Origin of the sequence: Limnobaculum xujianqingii (assembly GCF_013394855.1) — a bacterium.
Taxonomy (GTDB): domain Bacteria; phylum Pseudomonadota; class Gammaproteobacteria; order Enterobacterales; family Enterobacteriaceae; genus Limnobaculum; species Limnobaculum xujianqingii.
In genome coordinates this window covers 2830524-2849582 of the sequence record NZ_JABMLK010000001.1, presented here as the reverse complement: position 1 = coordinate 2849582, position 19059 = coordinate 2830524, and the positions used below count along the sequence as shown (strand labels likewise).

At 46.9% G+C, this 19059-nt stretch carries 17 protein-coding genes and 2 tRNA genes; 8 read left to right on the top strand and 11 right to left on the bottom strand.

What is annotated here, in order from left to right; genetic code table 11:
- The first annotated feature begins 7 nt into the window (after window positions 1–7).
- The 5 genes from GOL65_RS13180 to GOL65_RS13160 all read left to right on the top strand — a co-directional run bounded on the left by GOL65_RS13180 (window position 8) and on the right by GOL65_RS13160 (window position 5950).
- The gene (locus GOL65_RS13180) at window positions 8–1534 is read left to right on the top strand and encodes a xylose ABC transporter ATP-binding protein (protein ID WP_140921188.1); all 1527 of its coding nucleotides are present in this window, start codon (window positions 8–10) and stop codon (window positions 1532–1534) included.
- Complete coding sequence (gene xylH, locus GOL65_RS13175) at window positions 1527–2708, top strand: xylose ABC transporter permease XylH (RefSeq protein WP_140921187.1); 1182 nt, start codon at window positions 1527–1529, stop codon at window positions 2706–2708. The genes GOL65_RS13180 and xylH overlap by 8 nt, the downstream gene beginning before the upstream one ends.
- 200 nt (window positions 2709–2908) lie before the next feature.
- Complete coding sequence (gene xylR / locus GOL65_RS13170) at window positions 2909–4087, top strand: D-xylose utilization transcriptional activator XylR (RefSeq protein ID WP_140921186.1); 1179 nt, start codon at window positions 2909–2911, stop codon at window positions 4085–4087.
- A gap of 132 nt (window positions 4088–4219) precedes the next feature.
- Window positions 4220–4314, top strand: a tRNA-Sec gene (locus tag GOL65_RS13165).
- A gap of 130 nt (window positions 4315–4444) precedes the next feature.
- Window positions 4445–5950, top strand: coding sequence for an AAA family ATPase (locus tag GOL65_RS13160; protein WP_140921185.1), 1506 nt, complete (start codon window positions 4445–4447; stop codon window positions 5948–5950).
- Here GOL65_RS13160 and GOL65_RS13155 read toward each other — a convergent pair.
- Window positions 5935–7143, bottom strand: a complete 1209-nt coding sequence (locus tag GOL65_RS13155; protein ID WP_140921535.1) for an RNA-guided endonuclease InsQ/TnpB family protein — start codon at window positions 7141–7143, stop codon at window positions 5935–5937. The genes GOL65_RS13160 and GOL65_RS13155 overlap by 16 nt on opposite strands.
- 23 nt (window positions 7144–7166) lie before the next feature.
- Between GOL65_RS13155 and tnpA the strand changes: the two genes are divergently transcribed.
- Window positions 7167–7583 carry an IS200/IS605 family transposase gene (gene tnpA, locus GOL65_RS13150; protein ID WP_140921536.1) on the top strand — a complete coding sequence of 139 codons (417 nt, stop codon included), beginning with the start codon at window positions 7167–7169 and terminating at the stop codon, window positions 7581–7583.
- 15 nt (window positions 7584–7598) lie between these two features.
- Here tnpA and GOL65_RS13145 read toward each other — a convergent pair whose 3' ends face one another.
- From GOL65_RS13145 to GOL65_RS13105, 10 genes are all read right to left on the bottom strand, one after another.
- Complete coding sequence (locus tag GOL65_RS13145; protein ID WP_407657500.1) at window positions 7599–8474, bottom strand: tyrosine-type recombinase/integrase; 876 nt, start codon at window positions 8472–8474, stop codon at window positions 7599–7601.
- A 13-nt stretch (window positions 8475–8487) separates the two neighbouring features.
- Window positions 8488–8775: an Arm DNA-binding domain-containing protein gene (locus tag GOL65_RS22240; RefSeq protein ID WP_140919176.1), complete on the bottom strand. Its 288-nt coding sequence runs from the start codon at window positions 8773–8775 to the stop codon at window positions 8488–8490.
- Window positions 8776–8934: 159 nt separating this feature from the next.
- Window positions 8935–9019 (bottom strand) — tRNA-Leu (locus GOL65_RS13140).
- A 328-nt stretch (window positions 9020–9347) separates the two neighbouring features.
- Window positions 9348–9764 carry an HIT family protein gene (locus GOL65_RS13135; protein WP_140919175.1) on the bottom strand — a complete coding sequence of 139 codons (417 nt, stop codon included), beginning with the start codon at window positions 9762–9764 and terminating at the stop codon, window positions 9348–9350.
- Window positions 9765–9874: 110 nt separating this feature from the next.
- Window positions 9875–10927, bottom strand: coding sequence for a LacI family DNA-binding transcriptional regulator (locus GOL65_RS13130; RefSeq protein WP_140919174.1), 1053 nt, complete (start codon window positions 10925–10927; stop codon window positions 9875–9877).
- A 115-nt stretch (window positions 10928–11042) separates the two neighbouring features.
- Entirely contained in the window at window positions 11043–11816 is a 774-nt protein-coding gene (locus GOL65_RS13125) for an SDR family NAD(P)-dependent oxidoreductase (RefSeq protein ID WP_140919173.1), read from the bottom strand.
- A 77-nt stretch (window positions 11817–11893) separates the two neighbouring features.
- Window positions 11894–13798, bottom strand: coding sequence for a TRAP transporter large permease (locus GOL65_RS13120; RefSeq protein WP_140919172.1), 1905 nt, complete (start codon window positions 13796–13798; stop codon window positions 11894–11896).
- 114 nt (window positions 13799–13912) lie between these two features.
- A complete protein-coding gene (locus tag GOL65_RS13115) occupies window positions 13913–14950 on the bottom strand; it encodes a TRAP transporter substrate-binding protein (protein ID WP_179038343.1) in 1038 nt (345 codons plus the stop codon).
- Between the two features lie 317 nt (window positions 14951–15267).
- Complete coding sequence (locus tag GOL65_RS13110) at window positions 15268–16053, bottom strand: DeoR/GlpR family DNA-binding transcription regulator (RefSeq protein WP_140919171.1); 786 nt, start codon at window positions 16051–16053, stop codon at window positions 15268–15270.
- A 48-nt stretch (window positions 16054–16101) separates the two neighbouring features.
- On the bottom strand, window positions 16102–16998 hold the full coding sequence (locus tag GOL65_RS13105) for a sugar kinase (protein ID WP_140919170.1): 897 nt from the start codon (window positions 16996–16998) through the stop codon (window positions 16102–16104).
- Between the two features lie 181 nt (window positions 16999–17179).
- Between GOL65_RS13105 and yihU the strand changes: the two genes are divergently transcribed.
- Both yihU and GOL65_RS13095 read left to right on the top strand, forming a co-directional pair.
- On the top strand, window positions 17180–18067 hold the full coding sequence (gene yihU / locus GOL65_RS13100) for a sulfolactaldehyde 3-reductase (protein WP_140919169.1): 888 nt from the start codon (window positions 17180–17182) through the stop codon (window positions 18065–18067).
- 50 nt (window positions 18068–18117) lie between these two features.
- Window positions 18118–18981: a class II fructose-bisphosphate aldolase gene (locus GOL65_RS13095; protein ID WP_140919168.1), complete on the top strand. Its 864-nt coding sequence runs from the start codon at window positions 18118–18120 to the stop codon at window positions 18979–18981.
- The last annotated feature ends 78 nt before the right edge of the window (window positions 18982–19059 follow it).

Sequence of the window (19059 nt, the reverse complement as noted above, 5' to 3'; positions counted from 1 at the left end):
ACATGTGATGCCACATCTGTTAGAAATGAAAAATATCACCAAAGCTTTTGGTGATATCAAAGCTGTCGATGACATCTCGTTAACGTTAGATGCCGGGCAGGTGCTCTCTTTGTGTGGAGAGAATGGTTCTGGTAAATCAACGCTGATGAAGGTGCTGTGCGGCATCTATCCTTACGGCCAGTATCAGGGCGATATTCTGTTTTCCGGTGATGTGATACAGGCAAAAACCATTCGCGATACCGAGCAGAAAGGCATTGCCATCATCCATCAGGAACTGGCTTTGGTGAAAGAGATGACCGTGCTGGAGAATATTTTCCTTGGTTCGGAGCGCGGGCGTTTCGGCATCATGGATTACGACAGCATGTTTTTACGCTGCCAGCGCCTGTTACAACAGGTGAAGCTGGCGGTAAGCCCTGATACCAAAGTGGGTGAACTGGGATTAGGCCAACAGCAACTGGTGGAAATCGCCAAAGCGCTGAATAAGCAGGTACGCCTGTTGGTGCTGGATGAACCAACCGCATCACTGACAGAAAGCGAAACCGAGATTTTGCTGAATATTATCCGCGACCTGCAAAGCCACGATATTGCCTGTATCTATATCTCCCACAAACTGAACGAAGTAAAAGTCATCTCCGATCTGATCTGTGTGATTCGTGACGGTAAACATATTGGTACCCGTCAGGCCAGCGAGATGACCGAAGACGATATTATCGCCATGATGGTAGGCCGCGAGCTGAAAGAGCTCTACCCTCAGTCAGAACATACCATTGGTGAAGAGGTGCTGCGGGTGGATAACCTGACCGCCTGGCACCCAATTAACCGCCATATTCGTCGGGTGAATAACGTCTCTTTCTCACTGCATAAAGGCGAGATTCTGGGTATTGCTGGTCTGGTGGGAGCAGGAAGAACCGAAACCGTCCAGTGTCTGTTTGGTGCCTATCGCGGGCGCTGGGAAGGGGAAATTAAAGTTGGTGGCAAAGCGGTAAAAATTCGCAACTGTCAGGACGCCATCAGCCACGGCATTGCGATGGTGCCGGAAGACCGTAAAAAGGACGGAATTATCCCGGTGATGGGCGTCGGTGCCAATATGACGCTGGCGGCGCTGGATGATTTTAGCGGCTGGCTGAGCATACTGGACGATGCCAAAGAGCAGTCCATTATCCAGCAATCAATCGAGCGGCTGAAGGTAAAAACCTCATCGCCGGAATTAGCCATTGCCCGCCTGAGCGGCGGTAATCAACAAAAAGCCATTCTGGCTAAGTGTCTGTTACTTAATCCTAAAATTCTGATTCTGGATGAACCAACCCGGGGCATTGATATCGGTGCCAAATATGAAATTTATAAGCTGATTAATCAACTGGTTGAACAGGGTATTGCCCTGATTGTTATCTCGTCAGAACTACCCGAAGTGCTGGGCCTTAGCGACCGGGTATTAGTGATGCACGAAGGCTGTATTAAAGCGGATTTAGCCAACCGGTCTTTGACACAAGAACAGATTATGGAAGCGGCACTCAGGAGTGAACAACATGTCTAATGAAACATTATCAACCACGGGAAACACTGGCGGAAAAGCAGCTGGCCCGGCTCAGCCTAAGCGCGTTAACCTGCAGGTTTTTGTGATGCTGGCCGCCATCGTGGTGATCATTCTGTTTTTCAGCGTAGCGACGGATGGAGCCTACATCAGCGCACGTAACATTTCTAACCTGCTGCGCCAGACGGCGATTACCGGCATTCTGGCGGTAGGGATGGTATTTGTCATTATTTCCGCAGAGATTGACCTGTCGGTTGGATCAATGATGGGACTACTTGGCGGCGCGGCAGCGATTTTTGACGTCTGGTTTGGCTGGCCTCTGCCGCTGACAATCATTGTCACGCTGGTTATGGGCCTGTTGTTAGGCGCATGGAATGGTTGGTGGGTTGCCTATCGCAAAGTGCCATCATTTATCGTTACGCTGGCAGGAATGCTGGCCTTCCGCGGAATTCTGGTCGGGATCACCAACGGTACCACCGTTTCCCCAACCAGTAATGCCATGTCGCAAATCGGGCAGAGCTATCTGCCGGACAGCCTGGGTTTTGGTATTGGTATCGGCGTAATGGTGCTGTTTGTCATCTGGCAATGGCGTCAGCGTGCGCATCGGGAAGCGCTGGGATTACCGGTGCCGGGTAAAGGCAGCGATGTGGGTCGTCAGGCCATCACCGCAGTGATTTTGCTGGGCGCTATCTATCTTCTGAATGATTATCGTGGTGTTCCAACGCCGGTATTAATACTGGCTGCACTGATGATGGTGGGGATTTTTATGGCAACCCGCACCGCGTTTGGCCGTCGTATTTACGCTATTGGTGGCAATATTGATGCGGCCCGACTGTCGGGTATTAACGTTGAGCGCACCAAACTGGCGGTGTTTGCTATTAACGGGCTGATGGTGGCGATTGCCGGTTTGATCCTTAGTTCTCGTTTAGGGGCTGGTTCGCCTTCTGCCGGTAACATTGCCGAGCTGGACGCTATTGCTGCCTGCGTTATTGGTGGAACCAGTCTGGCAGGTGGTGTAGGCAGCGTGGCCGGTGCAGTGATGGGGGCATTTATCATGGCATCACTGGATAACGGCATGAGTATGCTGGACGTTCCTACCTTCTGGCAGTACATCGTTAAAGGCGCCATTTTACTGCTGGCGGTATGGATGGATTCAGCAACCAAAAAACGTGCCTGATAGATCGACCCAAAGGCTCCGTACATATTTTCAGCTATGTGTTTATTGGTTAGCTGAAAAGTGTGCGGAGCGTTGTACTTTCAGCAGTGTGACCTGACAGGCTATGGATAATTGTGTTACTCAATTCAACCTGAACAGAGGGTTGCCGACCCAGCGGCAGTGGTGATTTATCTTGTGTGTTGATCGGGAAATTGAACGCCATGTTTGAAAAACGCTTCCGTATTACGCTGTTGTTTAATGCCAATAAGGTTTATGACCGGCAGATTATTGAAGGTGTTGGCGAGTACTTACAGGCTTCTCAATGCGATTGGGACATCTTTATCGAAGAGGATTTCCGTTGCCGGATAGACAGCGTTAAAGACTGGTTGGGTGATGGAGTGATTGCCGATTTTGACGATCCGGAAATCGAGCTGGCGTTAAGCCAGGCGAATATTCCGGTTGTTGGGGTTGGCGGTTCTTATCATCGACCAGAGGATTATCCTCCGGTTCATTATATTGCCACTGATAACCATGCTTTGGTGAGCACTGCCTTTATGCATTTAAAGGAGAAGGGGCTAAACCACTTTGCCTTTTATGGATTACCGCACCATATCTCTCATCGTTGGGCAACGGAACGGGAGCACGCTTTCCGTCAGTTAGTTACCGAAGGAAATTACCGTCACTCCATTTTTCAGGGAATGGAAACCGCACCGGAGAACTGGAAACACGCCCAGAACCGTCTGGCGGACTGGTTACAGAATCTGCCTGCCCATACGGGGATTATCGCCGTTACCGATGCGCGAGCCCGCCATTTGCTACAGGTATGCGAGCATCTGGATATCGCGGTGCCGGAGAAGATGTGCGTTATCGGCATTGATAATGAAGAACTGACCCGCTATTTGTCACGGGTGGCGCTCTCTTCGGTGGCACAAGGTTCACGCCAGATGGGTTATCAGGCAGCTAAGCTGTTGCATAAATTACTGAAGCAGGGTGACTTTCCGGTTCAGCGCATTTTAGTGCCGCCGGTGAAAGTAGTGGAGCGCCGCTCCACGGACTATCGTTCTCTGCACGATCCGGCGGTGATTCAGGCAATGCATTTTATTCGTTACCATGCCTGTAAGGGAATTAAAGTGGAGCAGGTGCTGGATGCGGTAGGTATCTCCCGTTCTAATCTTGAGAAGCGCTTTCGTGATGAAACCGGCAACACCATTCATGGCCTGATCCATCAGGAAAAATTGAATCGCGCCAGTGAGTTTTTAGCCGCCAGTACCCTGTCGATTAACGAGATTTCCCAGATGTGCGGCTATCCGTCGTTACAGTATTTCTATTCGGTGTTTAAGAAAGAGTACGGCATCACACCAAAAGAGTATCGGGATAAGTTCGGCGAGCTGGTGTACTGATTGCGGTTTCACGGTAGTTGTGAGCATGAGCAAAAACCGCGAGATACGAGGAAAATTAGCAGTTCCATCCCATTCGTTTAACGGTATAATCGACGGGCTCATCTGTTACAGCACTTCTGTTGCTTCTAAAACGGAAGGTCATCGTCCCCGGTGGGGCGGCTGGACTTCAAATCCAGATGGGGCCGCCAGCGGTCCCTGGCAGGTTCGACTCCTGTGACTTTCCGCCAAAAAATCATATAGTATTATTATAAATGTAATGTGCGTCGTTTGAATTAAGTTTTTAATGATATATCATTGATGTAATAGCTCTAAAACAGTATTTATTTTAAATAAACATAATTATCCCGAGGATATGTTATGAGTTATAAAATCAACAATGTTAATTTTGAGGGGAATGAAATTCCTCTTTGTATAAAGAAAAATGATAATAGTGATAATATATATACTGTCTTAATTGGTAAAAATGGTTCTGGAAAAAGTAGGGTGTTAAGTGCTATAACTAATATTCTTTGTTCAGTTTTTGTTGGAAATAAGCTACTTAAAAGAAATATAGGAACAGTTGGACAATATAGTCAAGATTATCATTATTCTTCATTGACAATTATTTCAGATAATAACGAGTATGAAGTTGATGTTAATGGGCGTAGCATTGGTTTAAGTGGCTATCTTTATAAAGAAAAACTATTGTGCCCTCAAAGGTTAATTGCTGTTTCAACAAGCCCATTTGATAAGTTCCCTGAAGAAAGTGTGTATTTTTCTCCAGAAAATAAATCAAATAATAGGTTTTATCATTATTATGGTTTAAATGATAAAGCAAAAAGTAGGGCAGTATTATCTCTTGTCGAAAAATTATTTTTTTCAATCAATAGAGATTTATTAGGTAGAGATAAAGATACTGTTGTTAGATTATTATCTTTTCTAGGTTTTTACCCTGTATTTGACTTAAGCTTTAGACTTAAACGTGAAATAAATAAATTCATGGTCAATTTACGTGAAATGATACCAGATGATTTCATGGATTATATTGAAAATATGTCAAAGAAAAGTAGAATATATTTAGAAAAAGAATATGGGGTAGGTTATCAGGAGTTATGCTCTGCTTTTACTTCATTATATGAATATTGTGCAAAAGTTGATTCTTACAGAATTATTCCATTTTATATGGATTTTACTAAAGAAGTAAGTGAGGAGGATAGAGAATTTTTATCAGGTATAAAAATACTTTCTGATATAGGTCTATTAAGTATTCATGATGTTGTAGTTCATGTCCAATGTGAGAATAACCAAATAAGTCAAGTTAGTACTGAATGGTATTTGTGGCAAGGAGATAATAGATCTTTCAGTATTAATGATGCTAGTTCTGGTCAACAGTGTATCTTATTAAATTTTCTTGGTATTGCAGTAAGTATTGAAAATGACTCATTAATATTAATCGATGAACCTGAAATAAGTTTACATCCAGAGTGGCAGGAAACATATATACATTTACTAATGGAGGTATTTACGCATGTTAAAGGATGTCATTTTATTATTGCTACACACTCACCTCAAATAATATCAAATCTAAAAAATAACAATTGCTTTGTAACATTAATTGAAAGTGAGGAGTTAATGTTATCTCACGAATATAGAAATAAATCTGCTGACTTTCAATTGGCTACATTATTTAAAACTCCTGGAATAGAAAATGAGTACCTTAAAAGAATAGCAGTTAATATTCTATCGGCTCTATCAAATAGAACATTTAGTTATGAAGTTTATTCTTCTGATTTAAATAGATTAATAATTAATAGAGATAAAATAGTTGACATCCTCCCCGCCCTAAAGGGCGAGGATTCCTACAGCGTTCAGACCGAAGTCTGACTCGCCTCGGTGGGTTCCTGCTTCATCGAACGGCCTAAAGCTGCCATCTCTCCACAGGCTAACGCGGCGTGCCCCGCCGCTAAAATATTACGAGCGCCGTTTATATCGGCATTCTCTGTATATCCACATTCCAGACACTCAAACAGGCTTTGGGACTGGCGGTTTTCTTTCGCTGTATGACCACAGCAAGCACATTTCTGGCTAGTGTAGGCCGGATTAATCGCCAGCACATGACCACCGCGCCAGAGCTGCTTATACTCAAGCTGGCGGCGCAGTTCGTACCAACCCTGATCTAATATCGAACGGTTTAAGCCTGATTTTGCCCGGACGTTGCGCCCCGGCTGGCTGACCGTACCCGCGGCTGACTTTGACATGTTGGCAACCTTTAAGTCTTCAATGACGATCATGGCGTGGTTTTTGCTGATTGTCGTGCTGACCTTATGAAGGTAGTCTCGGCGGATGTTCGCGATACGAGAGTGCAGGTTTTGTACTTTGTGTTTAGCCTTCTTCCAGTTATTGCTGAACTTCACCTTGCGGCTCATTTCACGCTGGAGTCTGGCGAGCTTCTTTTGATTGGTTTTAAAGCTGTGTACAGGCTCAAAAATGGTGCCATCTGATAGTGTAGCTAGCTTCGCCACGCCAGCATCAAGACCAACCATCGATGTTGAAACATGAGCTGGTTCAGTGACTTCATATTCCGTCTGGATGCTGACGTACCACTTACCGCATGACTGGCTGACAGTGACGTTCTTCACTTCTCCAATGACTTCACGGCTATTGCGATAACTTATCCAGCCCAGTTTTGGCAGCGATATACGGTTGTTCTCTTGATCCAGTTTCACACCCTGCGGGTAGCGGAATGCATCACTTTGCCCCCGTTTTTTAAACCGTGGGAATGACGCCCGTTTCTGAAAGAAGTTTTTATAGGCTCGCTCAAGATCTTTTAAAGCCTGTTGCAAAGGCTGGGATGGTGCTTCTTTCAACCATTGCGTTTCAGGTGTTTTTTTCCACTCAACCAGCCATGCCGCCATTTTTACATAGGAAAGGTATTTGTTACCCGCCTCATGGTTTTCGTTCTGCAAGACCAACGATTTGTTGAACACAAAACGACATGCCCCAGCGAAGCAACGCATATCGCGCTCTTGCTGACCATTAGGTCTTAACTGGAATTTGAAGGCTTGTAGTCGTTTCATATGGAAGATTATACTTTTGGCCTATGACAAAAGAAACCGATATTCGTCGAGGAAGACACTGTACTTTCCTGATGCATGTTCACTTGGTATTTGTTGCCAAGTATCGACGTAAAATATTTGATCAGGATGCTATCGATAGGTTGCGGAGCTATTTTGCTAGCGTATGCGCCGATTTTGATGTTGAACTGGTCGAGATGGATGGTGAAGGAGATCACGTTCACTTGCTGGTCAATTACCCGCCAAAATTAGCGGTATCCAGTTTAGTCAACAGCCTCAAAGGGGTATCCAGTCGGTTACTCCGCCGTGACCGTCCAGATATTGGTGCACGGTATTACTACAAAGGTGTTCTGTGGACTCCGAGCTACTTTGCTAGTAGTTGCGGTGGTGCGCCAATATCCATCATCCGACAGTACATTGAGCAACAGCAAACACCTAGTTAGGTAGAAAACCGTGCCTTATATCCCCGCCCTGAAGGACAGGGTTTTACGGCACACCGGATAAGCTGCTTTTACGGAGTTTCTTTCTTTATGGCTCATTTGTAGTTCTATTGCTTCAGAATCCCATAGTTCTGATTCTAAAAGGGTCGAACAAGCCATTGTTCTAAATCCATGTCCACATACTTCTGTTTGTGTGTTATAGCCCATCGTTCTTAATGCCTTATTTATTGTATTTTCACTCATTGGCTTCTTTGGTGAATGGGCACCGATAAAGATAAATTCATATTCTCCACTTATTGTTTTAATTTCTTTTAATATGGAGATAGCTTGAGCACTAAGGGGAATTAAATGTGAAGTGTCGTGCATTTTTGTCCCTCTATGTGAATATTTAACACCTTCAATAGGTTTTCTTTTTGCTGGTATAGTCCAAAGTTTTTTTTCAAAATCGATTTCTGACCAACGAGCAAAGCGAAGTTCACTGGAACGGATAAAGATTAGTAACGTTAATTTAATAGCCAGTTTCGTTAAATTTCTTCCCTTAAATGAGTCAACTCTTTGTAGCAGATCAGGTATTTTTTCTAAAGGCAGTGCGGCTCTATGTTGTGCTTTATTAGTAGGAAATGCACCCGCTAAGTCTCGAGCGGGGTTAGATTGAATTATGTCAATTTGCACAGCATAACGCATGATAGCAGTAAGATATTGCTGTAATCGAGAAGCTACATCTAAGTAACCCTTTTCAACTGCTTTTTCGACAACTTCGAGAAGATCTTTAGTTTTAAGGTCTGGAAGATTATGTTTTCCAATCTCTGGAAATAAATAGGACTGCATTCTTTTTAGAATTCTGTCTGAGTGATGTTTAGACCAAGTTTGATTTGAATGCCATTTTCTTGCGATAACTTCAAAAGAATTATCTATATTTTGGGCTTCTTTTTTTACTTTGACGCTCAGTATTAGGATTGATGCCTTTTGCCAATAGGGCTATATCAGCATCACGCATTTTTCTGGCATCAGCTAAAGATACTTGAGGATATCGACCATATGAGGCTCGAGTTTCTTTTCCTTGAAAGGAATACTTTCGATACCAATGTTTTGAACCGTTAGGATTTACTTGAATATAGAGGCCAAGACCATCAGCTCTCTTATATAATTTTTCGTTAGGCTTGTAGTTGCGAATTTGGGTATCGTTTAGCGGCATTGGGAGCACTCCATAATGATATCATCCTGACCCCTAATATGACCCCCAAAAAGAATGGCTGTCAATAGACTCAGTAAGACATTAATGGAATGTGAATGTATATTTTACTCTATTTTTCATCATGTTATAGACTGATTGATACGTCTATGGACAACAAGATGGTGCCTGAGGCCGGACTCGAACCGGCACACCCGAAGGCGGTTGATTTTGAATCAACTGCGTCTACCGATTTCGCCACTCAGGCACTGAGCAGAATGCGGAAAACTTCGGCATTATACCTGTCAGACAACACCGCGCAAGCGTTATCCCTTAAATTTCATCTAACTGGTTTGAAAATAGCCGATAAGCAATAGTTGGTGGCCTTGCGGCCACCGGGTACTACTTTGGCGCAATCGTAATAGCATCGGTGTTCTTTATTGCTGGTAACAAACAAAGAGACGTTAGCCATGTTGGTTGCTACATCGGTACTTCTTACTGCTGGCGGCACACAGCGGTCTTCTGGTCCTCTGTGTGCCTTACAGTCTCTTCATCGCATCGGAACAATGAAGAGGCTGAATTACTTTCGTTGAGACTTACAGCGCCGCATTCAGGCGTGCTTTCATCTCAGCGACAAAGTTTTCCGGTAATGGACGTACCACGCCCTGACGCAGCGGCTGACACCACACCGGCTCCGGGAAGTGGCTGTCGTCTTCATTACGCGGAATAATATGCCAGTGCAGGTGCGGCAGGCCGGTACCCAGACTGGCGACATTCATTTTTTTCGGGCTGAGTAACTGGCGAATATTTTTCTCTACTTCAGCCACCACCTGCATAATGCGATTGCGCTGCTGCTGATCCAAATCGCTTAATTCAGCCAGATGTTCATTCCACACTACCCGGCACCAGCCGGTAAAATCGGTCTGTTCCACAAACAGTACCCGACACTGGTCGTCGCGCCACAGCACATACTCATTTTCAGGATGGCAATAGCCACAAGATGCATTGCTCATAACGGCTCCATAGTAAATTCAGGTCATAGTTACCCCGGCAGATAATTGATTATCATCAGCCTGGTACAGTGTTTATTAGTCTTTGTGCCGCGAAAAACGCAGGTGTTGCGTTATTTATCCGGGCGTTTAATTACAGAATCTCTGACTACCAGAGTCGGTGTAAATAAAAACTCTTCAGCATTGATATTGGGAGAATTCAGGCGGCTGATTAGCCGTTCCACCATAACGGTTGCCATATCCGCCAGCGGCGGGGCCACCGAGGTTAGGGCAGGGGTGATTAATCCCGACAGTGAGATATTATCGATCCCCACAATGGAGATATCTTCCGGAACCCGAATCCCTTTGCTACGTAGACCGGCAATCAGGCCAATGGCCAGCACGTCGTTAATCGCGACAATGCCATCCGGCTTTAGTGGTAATTCACTAATGGTTGCCGCCAGCTGGTTTCCCAGCTCAACCATTTCAGTATCACCGTAAGCTTTGGTGGCTTTGCCTTCAATCACCCGGGCATGGGTTTTCATTCCCTTTTCTGCAGACAGTGCCAGAAAGCCTTCTATCTTGTGGCAACGGCTGATGGTACGGGTGGTTTCAGTGACAAAGGCGATTTCGCGACAGCCCTGATCGATCAGGTACTGAGCGGCAATACGCCCGGCCTGTCGGTTATCCATCGAAACGCTGTCATACAGAATTTGTCTGGACTCCGCATCGGTTACCGAACTTCCGTCATAATTCACCATCACCAGACCGTTTTCTGCCGCTTCGGAAAAGTGGCTCTTTTCGATAGAACTGGAAACCACAATAACGCCACGTACGCCGTGGGACATTAAATCGGTGAGAAAAGCCTGCTCTTCGTCCTCTTCCCGGTAGGTATTTCCCAACAGCACCCGATAGCCATGATTGTTTTTGGCCGCCAGATCCACTTCCCGCGCCAGCGCTGCAAAGCTGGGGTTCACGATAGAAGGGACCAGTAGCCCAATCATTTTGGCGTGCCCGGTTTTTAACTGCTGGGCCGCCCGATTCGGGTGATAGTTCAGTTCCAGCATGGCGTTTTCGATGCGCTCCAGCGTTTCCTGACGCATCTGATCGGTTCGCCCATTAAGAACATTGGAGACCGAACTGACCGATACGCCTGCACGACTTGCTACATCACGAATATTTGCCATGTTATTCCCTGCTGCTGGTTTATTTTTATCAATGATTCTAAAGGTTTTTTATCCGTAAGCGATATCTATTTACGACAGCACGGTTCACTGGGCCCGCTATCGCAAATCAGAACGCTTATGGCGCCATCTGGCCGCCGTTTACATCCACAATCTGTCCGGTGATATAACCGCTGAAGGCATGGGTCGCCAGAAACAGATAGGTTGGTGCCACTTCTTCAATGGTGCCAAAACGGCCCATGGCAATAGAGTTGCGCATATTAGTTAGCACTTCCTCACTTTTACCGTGATGGAAGGCGGTATCAATACTGCCCGGTGAGACAATGTTGAAACGGATATTATCTTTAGTAAATTCTTTTACCCAGTTGCGATGGATATTATGAACCCAGGCTTTGGCGCTGCCGTAAATACCCGCGCCGATACCGGCACCGTCACGTCCGGCAATCGAGCCAGTACTGAGCACTGCAGTAGTCAGGCCGGTCTCTTTGGCTGCTGCACGTAAATGCGGGATGGAATATTTGGTTACCATCAGCACTGAGCGTACGTTCAGATCCATGACGTGGTCGTAAAACGCATCGTCAATATTCTCCAGATTGCTGCGTCCACCCAGGCCACCGGCGTTGTTAATCAGCACATCCATACCACCAAACTGAGTGATAAAATCGCTTACCAGTTTTTCACAGTGGTCGCTTTTAGTCAGGTCCGCAGGGAAGAGTGAATATTCACCCGGTAACTGATCCAGTTCCGCCAGCGTGTTAGCATCATCAATACCGCTCAGCCCGTTAATACCGACTTTAGCCCCGTAGCGTAAAAACAGTTTGGCGGTTGCCAGTCCAATACCCGCAGTTGAACCGGTGATCAGAACGCGTTTTCCTTTTAATTCTCTTAACATAATAAACCTCGGTTGTTTTTAATGATTAATTTATTGTTTATACATTTCGCAATATCGAGCATTGCCGCAAATTACTGTCAGTAGCCCATCAGTCTTGGCAACCAAACTGTGATAGTTGGCACCATGGCTACTACGATGATCCCGACCATAACCACGGCCAGATATTTCAGCATCGGGCGAATTACGTTTTTCATCTCTACGCCGCAAATGGCGCAAGTGGTATAGAGTCCGAGCCCGATTGGCGGTGAAAACAGGCCAAAGCCCATTGCCAGCACCATTACAATACCGAAGTGCAGCGGATCGAAACCCAGTTGAACCGCAATCGGTACCAGAATCGGAGCGAAGATAATCAGCGCCGGAGCACCTTCCAGTACTGCACCAAAGATAATCAGAATCACGATAGTCAGTATCAGGAACAGCCAGGCACCGTGGCTAAAGCCGATGGCAACCAGTGCGTCGGCAATCATTTGCGGAATCATCTGGATAGTCAGGGCATAAGAGAGGCTGGTGGCACAGGCCACGATAAATAGCAGTACGCCGGACATCGCGGCGATATCCACAAACAGTTTTACCGTTGCTTTTAAGGTCAGTTCACCAAAGGCCAGACGACCAACCACCAGGGCATATACCACAGCAAAGGCGGAGATTTCAGTAGAGGTCGCAATACCGGCAACCACACCACGGCCAATCATCAGAATCATAATCAGGCCAACCGCCGCACCCAGCAGTAATTGCTTACGTGGACGTAGAATCGGGTAGGCATCAGAAATACTGATACGTTTACCAAAGAAGTTAGCGGCAATCAGTAATAGCACCAGCAGACAGGCGGCGGGCACCAGACCGGCGATAAACAGTGCGCCAATGGAGATGTTGGCGACAAAGCCCAATACAATCAGATTAACGCATGGCGGGATGGTTTCTGCCATCATGGCCGAGGCGGCAAACACGCCGGCGGCTTCTTCACTATCCTGTTTGGCACGACGCACTGCTGGCATTAATACCCCGCCCACAGCGGCGACGTCCGCCAGTTTGGAGCCGGAAATACCGGAGAAGAACGCCATGGCCAGCACCGTGGTCATATTCAGACCGCCGCGGAATTTACCCATACCGCGCACAATCAGCTCCACCAGCCGGGTGGACATGCCGTTGACTTCCATGGCGGCACCGGCCAGCAGGAAGAACGGAATCGCCAGTAGCACAAAGTGGTCAACACCGGCAGCAACCTGCTGGGAGAAGAAGACAAACGGCAGTGACGGATCACAAATGAAGAACACCATGGCTGACATGCCGAGCGTAAAGGCAATTGGTACACCGGCCAGAATACCCAGCACAAAGCAGGAGAGCATTAATACTGCCGCCGCAGAGGAAGGATCATCCATAAACGACAGTTTGGCGTAACCGATGGCAACTAATATGGCGATCGCCACGGCGCTCAGCACCACCACTCTTAGCCTTTCCCGTAGCGCATGTTCCAGCGCGGCAACCACCATTACCACCGAGCCAATAAATACAGGAATAACATAGATAACCTGCGGCAGACCGGTTTCGGTGGTTTGCAGGCGGGCGGCCTGAACCAGATCGTAACTTGAAATCACCAGGCCGATAGAAACCATAAACAGTATCCAGCGGCTGGCATGTACCACATAAGGGCGAACGTGCGGCGGCAGAAAGCGTAAAAACAGATCTACGCCGATATGGCCTCCGCGACCGGTTGAGGTGGCAACACCAAAAAAGACCAGCGCAATCATTAAGGCTCTGGCGACTTCTTCTGCCCAGTGCAGCGGTGAGTGCAGGGCATAGCGCCAGATAACCGAGGCGAATACCACCACTACGTTGATAAACAGCACCAGGGCTCCCGCACCGGCGGTAATTTTGGTAAGGAATCGACTCAGGCTACTGAGAATCATAATATCTCTCGGGCCTTGTGCTGGCGCGTTTTCCGCCGTGCCGATCTCTTTTTCGATAAGAGAGGAGTCTGACATAATGTACCTCTGTCGGTGGTCAATCAGTGAAATAACGGCGCAGGGATCCCCGGAGCGATAGAGTGGAGTTTCTCTGCGCCCAGCTGTTATTTCTGGAATAACCTTTCTAATTAATTATTTATTTTCAGCGCTGGTAATTTCATCAACAATAGGTTTGATATCCGGATATTTGGTAATAAATTCATTCCATACCGGCTGAACCTGTTGTTTGAAATAGTCCCGGTCAGTGGTTTTAAACACCACGCCTTTTTTCTCCAGTTCAACAATGGCATTTTTTTCCATCGATTGTGATTGCTGACGCTCGTAGTTGGTGGCTTCGGTTGCCGCTGCCAGTACATCGGCGCGCAGGTTTTCCGGAATGCGTTCAAATGAGGCTTTGTTCATGGCAATCAGCACCGGGTTGTAAATGTGCTGGGTGAGGGTGGCGTTTTTGGCAATTTCATAATATTTGCTGGCAAATACGGTAGCCGCATCGTGTTCTACGCCGTCAATCACACCCATTTGCAAGCCGGAGTAAACTTCACCACCGGGCATTGGAATGGCGACGGTTCCCATACTGTTTAATGTGGCAATAAAGTTAGGCACCGGTAATACGCGCACTTTTAAGTTTTTCAGATCGGCAGGGCTATCCACCACTTTTTTGGTGTAGATATTGCGGGCTCCCAGGCTATAGCCATAGCCCAGAACCATCACGTTAGCTTTTTGCATCATCATATCGGAAAGCTGTTTGCCCGGCTTACCATCCAGCGCACGGCCAACGTGCTCGTAGTCTTTAAACAGATAACCTAAGTCCAGCACGCCCACTTCAGGTACCAGTGTGGCCCAAATGGAGCTGCCGGAAATCATCATATTGATAGCACCGATACGCACTTGTTGAGTCGCGTCGGCCTCTTTGCCTAACATACCGTTAGGGAAGTAATTCAGTTTGATTTTGCCTTTTAAATTTTCATTGGCTTCCAGATTGTTCTGGAAACGCTGAAACCAAACGTAGTGAGCTGAGTTTTCGTCAGCAGGCAATGAGGAGTAAACGCGAAATGAGACGGTTGGGGCGGCATTAGCCAGACTGCTAATGGCCGATCCTGCCATCATAGTTAAACCCATGCAGGTACACACTAAAGTCTTTCGTAAAGAATGCTGAATCTTGTCGCTCATGATTATTTTCCTGTAGTCTTCACGCTATTGATTTTTAAGTAATAAAGTCCTTTCCGGTAGGGCGGATACCATCAGACTTTATCCTTTAAAGCATTGTTCATTTTTTCTTCTGTAACGTTTTAGTGAACCGTTACAGAAAACATATAGAGAGAGGAAAAACAATTCAACCATTATTCGAAAAATTGGCTATTAATTAGCTAAAGTGTGATTTGAATCGATAAATCTTTAGGGAAAAATGGGAGAAAGATTGAGCTTGAGATGGGAGGAAAATATTGCCCTCTGATAAAAGCATCAGCGGGCAATAGTAAGGTTGTAAACTATTTCTCCGGGGGAGAAACGTGGATCTCAACCTGCTGCTGCTTCAGATAAGAAGCCAGCTGTACCGGCGGCATTTCATCGGTAAACAGGGCGGTAGCCTGATTTACATTACCAATTTCTACGGCTGCAGAAGCATGATATTTGGTGTGATCCGCCGCCAGTAGCATATGGCGGGAATGTGCGATCATCGCTTTCACTATCGCCGCTTCGTTAACATCAAACTCCAGAATGCTGCCGTCGTTCTCAATGGCTCCCATGCTGGTAATCAGATAGTCAGCGCGAAAACCCTCAACAAACGACACCGCACTGGGGCCAATGATTCCGCCGTTATGCGGGCGAATAGTTCCACCTGGAACCATCACTTCAAACGAAGTATGCTTATACAAAATATGGGCGGCGCGCAGGCTGTTAGTGATAACCCGTAAATTTTTACGTACTTCTAATGCTCTGGCGACGTGTTCCACCGTGGTACCAATGGTCATAAACAGAGTACAGCCATCAGGGATGTACTCAGCAATGTTGCGGGCAATGGCAATTTTCTCATTGGTATAGGAAATTTCACGCTGTTCAAAAGCGGTGTTCATCACGCTGGAAGGTCGGCCAGCCCCGCCATGATGTCGGGAAATCAGCCCTAACTCGCTTAACTTACGGATATCCCGCCGTACCGTCTGGGTAGATACATCTAAAATCTGCGCCAGATCTTCAATATTCATATAACCGTGTTCGGCTATCAGCGTAATCAGATGATCGTGCCTCGGATTACCCGTTAGTTCCGTCAATTCCATCCTCTGTCTCCCATAAATTGACATCGCTTCGCTTTAATGGTGACTATTCTATACACAAAGTGACAAAAAGGCGTCAGTTTGATGGCGATCCGGAATGCCGGCTCGTCCTCCCGGCTGGGTACATTTTAAGGCGGCAACCGCATTGGCAAAACGTACTGCCTGCGCCAACGGCTGTTTTTCTGCCAGTGCGAAAGCTAGCGCGCCGTGGAATACATCCCCGGCTCCGGTCGTGTCTACCACATTCACGCTAAAACCAGACTGATGTTGTAGCTCTTGCTGCTCCAGCCAAAAGCAGCCGGATTTTCCCCTGGTGACATATACGGTTCCCGGTGTCATGTGGTCTGCCAGAGTGAGCGCTTTTGTCACATCGTTTTCACCGGTAGCTTTGATTAATCCTGGTTCAGAAAAGGCAGCATGATCCGCCAACTGGATTAATGGCAGGATGTCTTGTGGGGTAATATCCGCATCCAGCAAGGTAGGAACCCCGGCTGCTCTGGCCTGAGTGAAGGCATATTCAGCCCCCTGATGCCAGCGAACATCCGCCAGTACCAAATCGTATTGACTGAAATCAATCTGTTTCATCCAGTCCGGGTCATAAGAAAGGTCAGGACTTGGGTGATTAATAATAATGCGTTCACCCTGTTGATCTACCAATACCGCCGACTGAGATGAGCGAGCCTGACTGAAGATTTTGGTCAGCGAGGTATTTACACCGGATGATTCCAGCTCTGATAGCAAGGTTTTTCCTGTTGCATCATCACCTAACCTGCCGATGAAATCGACCTGAGCCCCCAGTCGGGCAATGGCAACCGCTGCGGTTGCTGCGGGTCCACCTCCAATTTCTTTGTAGTCCTGTGCAACATATTTTCCGCCGCCCTGAGGCAGCTTTTCCACGTAATACAGGCGGTCCTGAACCGCAATACCAATACAGGCGATCTTTATCATTGTCAGGCTCCTTTTTCATTATTGTCAGATATTGTCGTATTGCTGTCCATTTTAATTCAAATAAATGCTGAAAGAGTGATTTGCGTCACTTTAATTACTTAAAATTACAAATAACATCAAATTCAATTTCAAAAATGACAAAAACGAACAATTTCTATCAATAATGATCAGGAGGTAGGGGATGGCATTCGTAGCATTTATTGGATTGGGACAGATGGGCGCTCCGATGGCCGCTAACCTGATTAAAAAAGGGCATCAGCTCTGTGTATACGACGTTAATCGTCAGGCGGTTGAAGTGTTAACGGGCTTAGGGGCCAGAAGTGCGGATAGCCCATCAGCTGCGGCTTCAGGTGCCGAGTTTGTCATTACTATGCTGCCCAACGGCGATTTGGTTGAGCAGGTACTGTTTGGTGATGGCGGGGTAAATGAATCGCTGTCAAAACAGGCACTGGTGATTGATATGTCCACCATCCATCCATTACACAGCGATCGTTTGTGTCAAAAAATGTCACAACAGGGTTTCAGCTATATGGATGCGCCAGTAGGACGCACCTCTGACCATGCCATTGCCGGAACGCTGTTGATTCTGGCGGGTGGAACGGAGGCGCAGGTGGAAAAAGCCAGATCTGTTCTGATGTGTATGGGCTCCGAGCTGGTGAATTGTTCCGGCCCGGGTATGGGGATTCGGGTCAAACTGATTAATAACTATATGAGTATTGCCTTGAATGCCCTGTCAGCGGAAGCAGCTGTGATGTGTGAGGCCCTTGGCTTGCCTTTAGATGTTGCTATTCAGGTGATGTCCAACACGCCAGTGGGAAAAGGGCATTTTACGACCAGCTGGCCTAATAAAGTGCTGAAAGGTGACCTCAGCCCGGCCTTTATGATCGATCTTGCCCACAAAGATTTAGGCATAGCGCTGGACGTAGCCAATCAACTGCATGTGCCTATGCCGCTTGGCGCGGCGGCGCGCGAAGTATACAGCCAGGCCAGAGCTGCGGGGCGAGGCAGACAAGACTGGACCGCAATTCTGGCCCATGTGCGAAAAATTTCCGGCCGTAGTGAAGCATAACCCAAACCCCATAACCTAATCGTAAACAGAAATTAAGGGAGAAGAAAATAATGCCGTATTTATCGGGTAAACAAATGATTCAGCAGGCCTGGAAAGGGGGCTACGCCATTGGTGCCTTTAGTGCACATAACGCTGAAACTATTCGCGCTATTTTGCTGGCAGCCGAACAGGAACAGTCACCGGTGATGATCCAGATTGGTCAGCGGGTAATTAATACTCTGGGTTTACAACCAATGAAAGAGATGGTGGATGCGTTTATGGCGGAGTGTTCAGTGCCGGTATGTATTCATCTGGACCACAGCCGTAGCTTTGAACAAACCATGCAGGCAGTACGGGCCGGGTTCCATTCGGTGATGTTTGATGGCTCGCACCTGAGCTTTGAAGAGAATGTGAGAATTACTCATGCAGTTGCGCAGGTTGCACACGCTTTAGATATAGGTTCTGAAGGAGAAATCGGTAAAATCGGAGGAACGGAAGATGATATTTCCGTTGATGAGAAAGATGCCTTTATTACCAGTTGTGAAGAGGCGTTAGCGTTTGCCGAACAAACAGCCGTGGACTATCTGGCAGTGTCGATTGGTACTGCTCATGGCATGTATAAGCAGGAACCCAAGCTGGCTTTTCAGCGTTTAAGTGAGATTCGCGATACGGTGAAAAAACCAATTGTGCTGCACGGCGGTTCTGGTGTTCCCGATGAGCAAATTCGCCGGGCAATTTCACTGGGCGTAGCCAAAGTGAATGTGGATACCGAACTGCGTCAGGCATTTACTGAAGGCGTGCTGGATGTGTTAGCTAAAGATCCTGATGAGTACACCCTGGCTATCTCTTTGGGGCGCGGTTCTGAGTTTATGCAACAGCGAGTAAGAGAAAAGATTCGCCTGTTTGGCAGTAGCGGTAAAGCGGCGGAGTTTTGACCGACCGCATAGTTTCACTTTTCTGATGACCATCGGGTAACCATCACCCGATGGCCTGAATAACAGCTTCTTTATGAT

Excerpts from the sequence above, each read along its gene's own strand:
- GOL65_RS22240 (WP_140919176.1), bottom strand. The coding sequence starts at position 8,775 with ATGCCGCTAAACGATACCCAAATTCGCAACTACAAGCCTAACGAAAAA.
- xylH (WP_140921187.1), top strand. The coding sequence starts at position 1,527 with ATGTCTAATGAAACATTATCAACCACGGGAAACACTGGCGGAAAAGCA.
- tnpA (WP_140921536.1), top strand. The coding sequence starts at position 7,167 with ATGACAAAAGAAACCGATATTCGTCGAGGAAGACACTGTACTTTCCTG.
- xylR (WP_140921186.1), top strand. The coding sequence starts at position 2,909 with ATGTTTGAAAAACGCTTCCGTATTACGCTGTTGTTTAATGCCAATAAG.
- GOL65_RS13180 (WP_140921188.1), top strand. The coding sequence starts at position 8 with ATGCCACATCTGTTAGAAATGAAAAATATCACCAAAGCTTTTGGTGAT.
- GOL65_RS13135 (WP_140919175.1), bottom strand. The coding sequence starts at position 9,764 with ATGAGCAATGCATCTTGTGGCTATTGCCATCCTGAAAATGAGTATGTG.
- GOL65_RS13160 (WP_140921185.1), top strand. The coding sequence starts at position 4,445 with ATGAGTTATAAAATCAACAATGTTAATTTTGAGGGGAATGAAATTCCT.
- GOL65_RS13125 (WP_140919173.1), bottom strand. The coding sequence starts at position 11,816 with ATGTTAAGAGAATTAAAAGGAAAACGCGTTCTGATCACCGGTTCAACT.
- yihU (WP_140919169.1), top strand. The coding sequence starts at position 17,180 with ATGGCATTCGTAGCATTTATTGGATTGGGACAGATGGGCGCTCCGATG.
- GOL65_RS13105 (WP_140919170.1), bottom strand. The coding sequence starts at position 16,998 with ATGATAAAGATCGCCTGTATTGGTATTGCGGTTCAGGACCGCCTGTAT.
- GOL65_RS13130 (WP_140919174.1), bottom strand. The coding sequence starts at position 10,927 with ATGGCAAATATTCGTGATGTAGCAAGTCGTGCAGGCGTATCGGTCAGT.
- GOL65_RS13110 (WP_140919171.1), bottom strand. The coding sequence starts at position 16,053 with ATGGAATTGACGGAACTAACGGGTAATCCGAGGCACGATCATCTGATT.
- GOL65_RS13095 (WP_140919168.1), top strand. The coding sequence starts at position 18,118 with ATGCCGTATTTATCGGGTAAACAAATGATTCAGCAGGCCTGGAAAGGG.
- GOL65_RS13120 (WP_140919172.1), bottom strand. The coding sequence starts at position 13,798 with ATGTCAGACTCCTCTCTTATCGAAAAAGAGATCGGCACGGCGGAAAAC.
- GOL65_RS13115 (WP_179038343.1), bottom strand. The coding sequence starts at position 14,950 with ATGAGCGACAAGATTCAGCATTCTTTACGAAAGACTTTAGTGTGTACC.
- GOL65_RS13155 (WP_140921535.1), bottom strand. The coding sequence starts at position 7,143 with ATGAAACGACTACAAGCCTTCAAATTCCAGTTAAGACCTAATGGTCAG.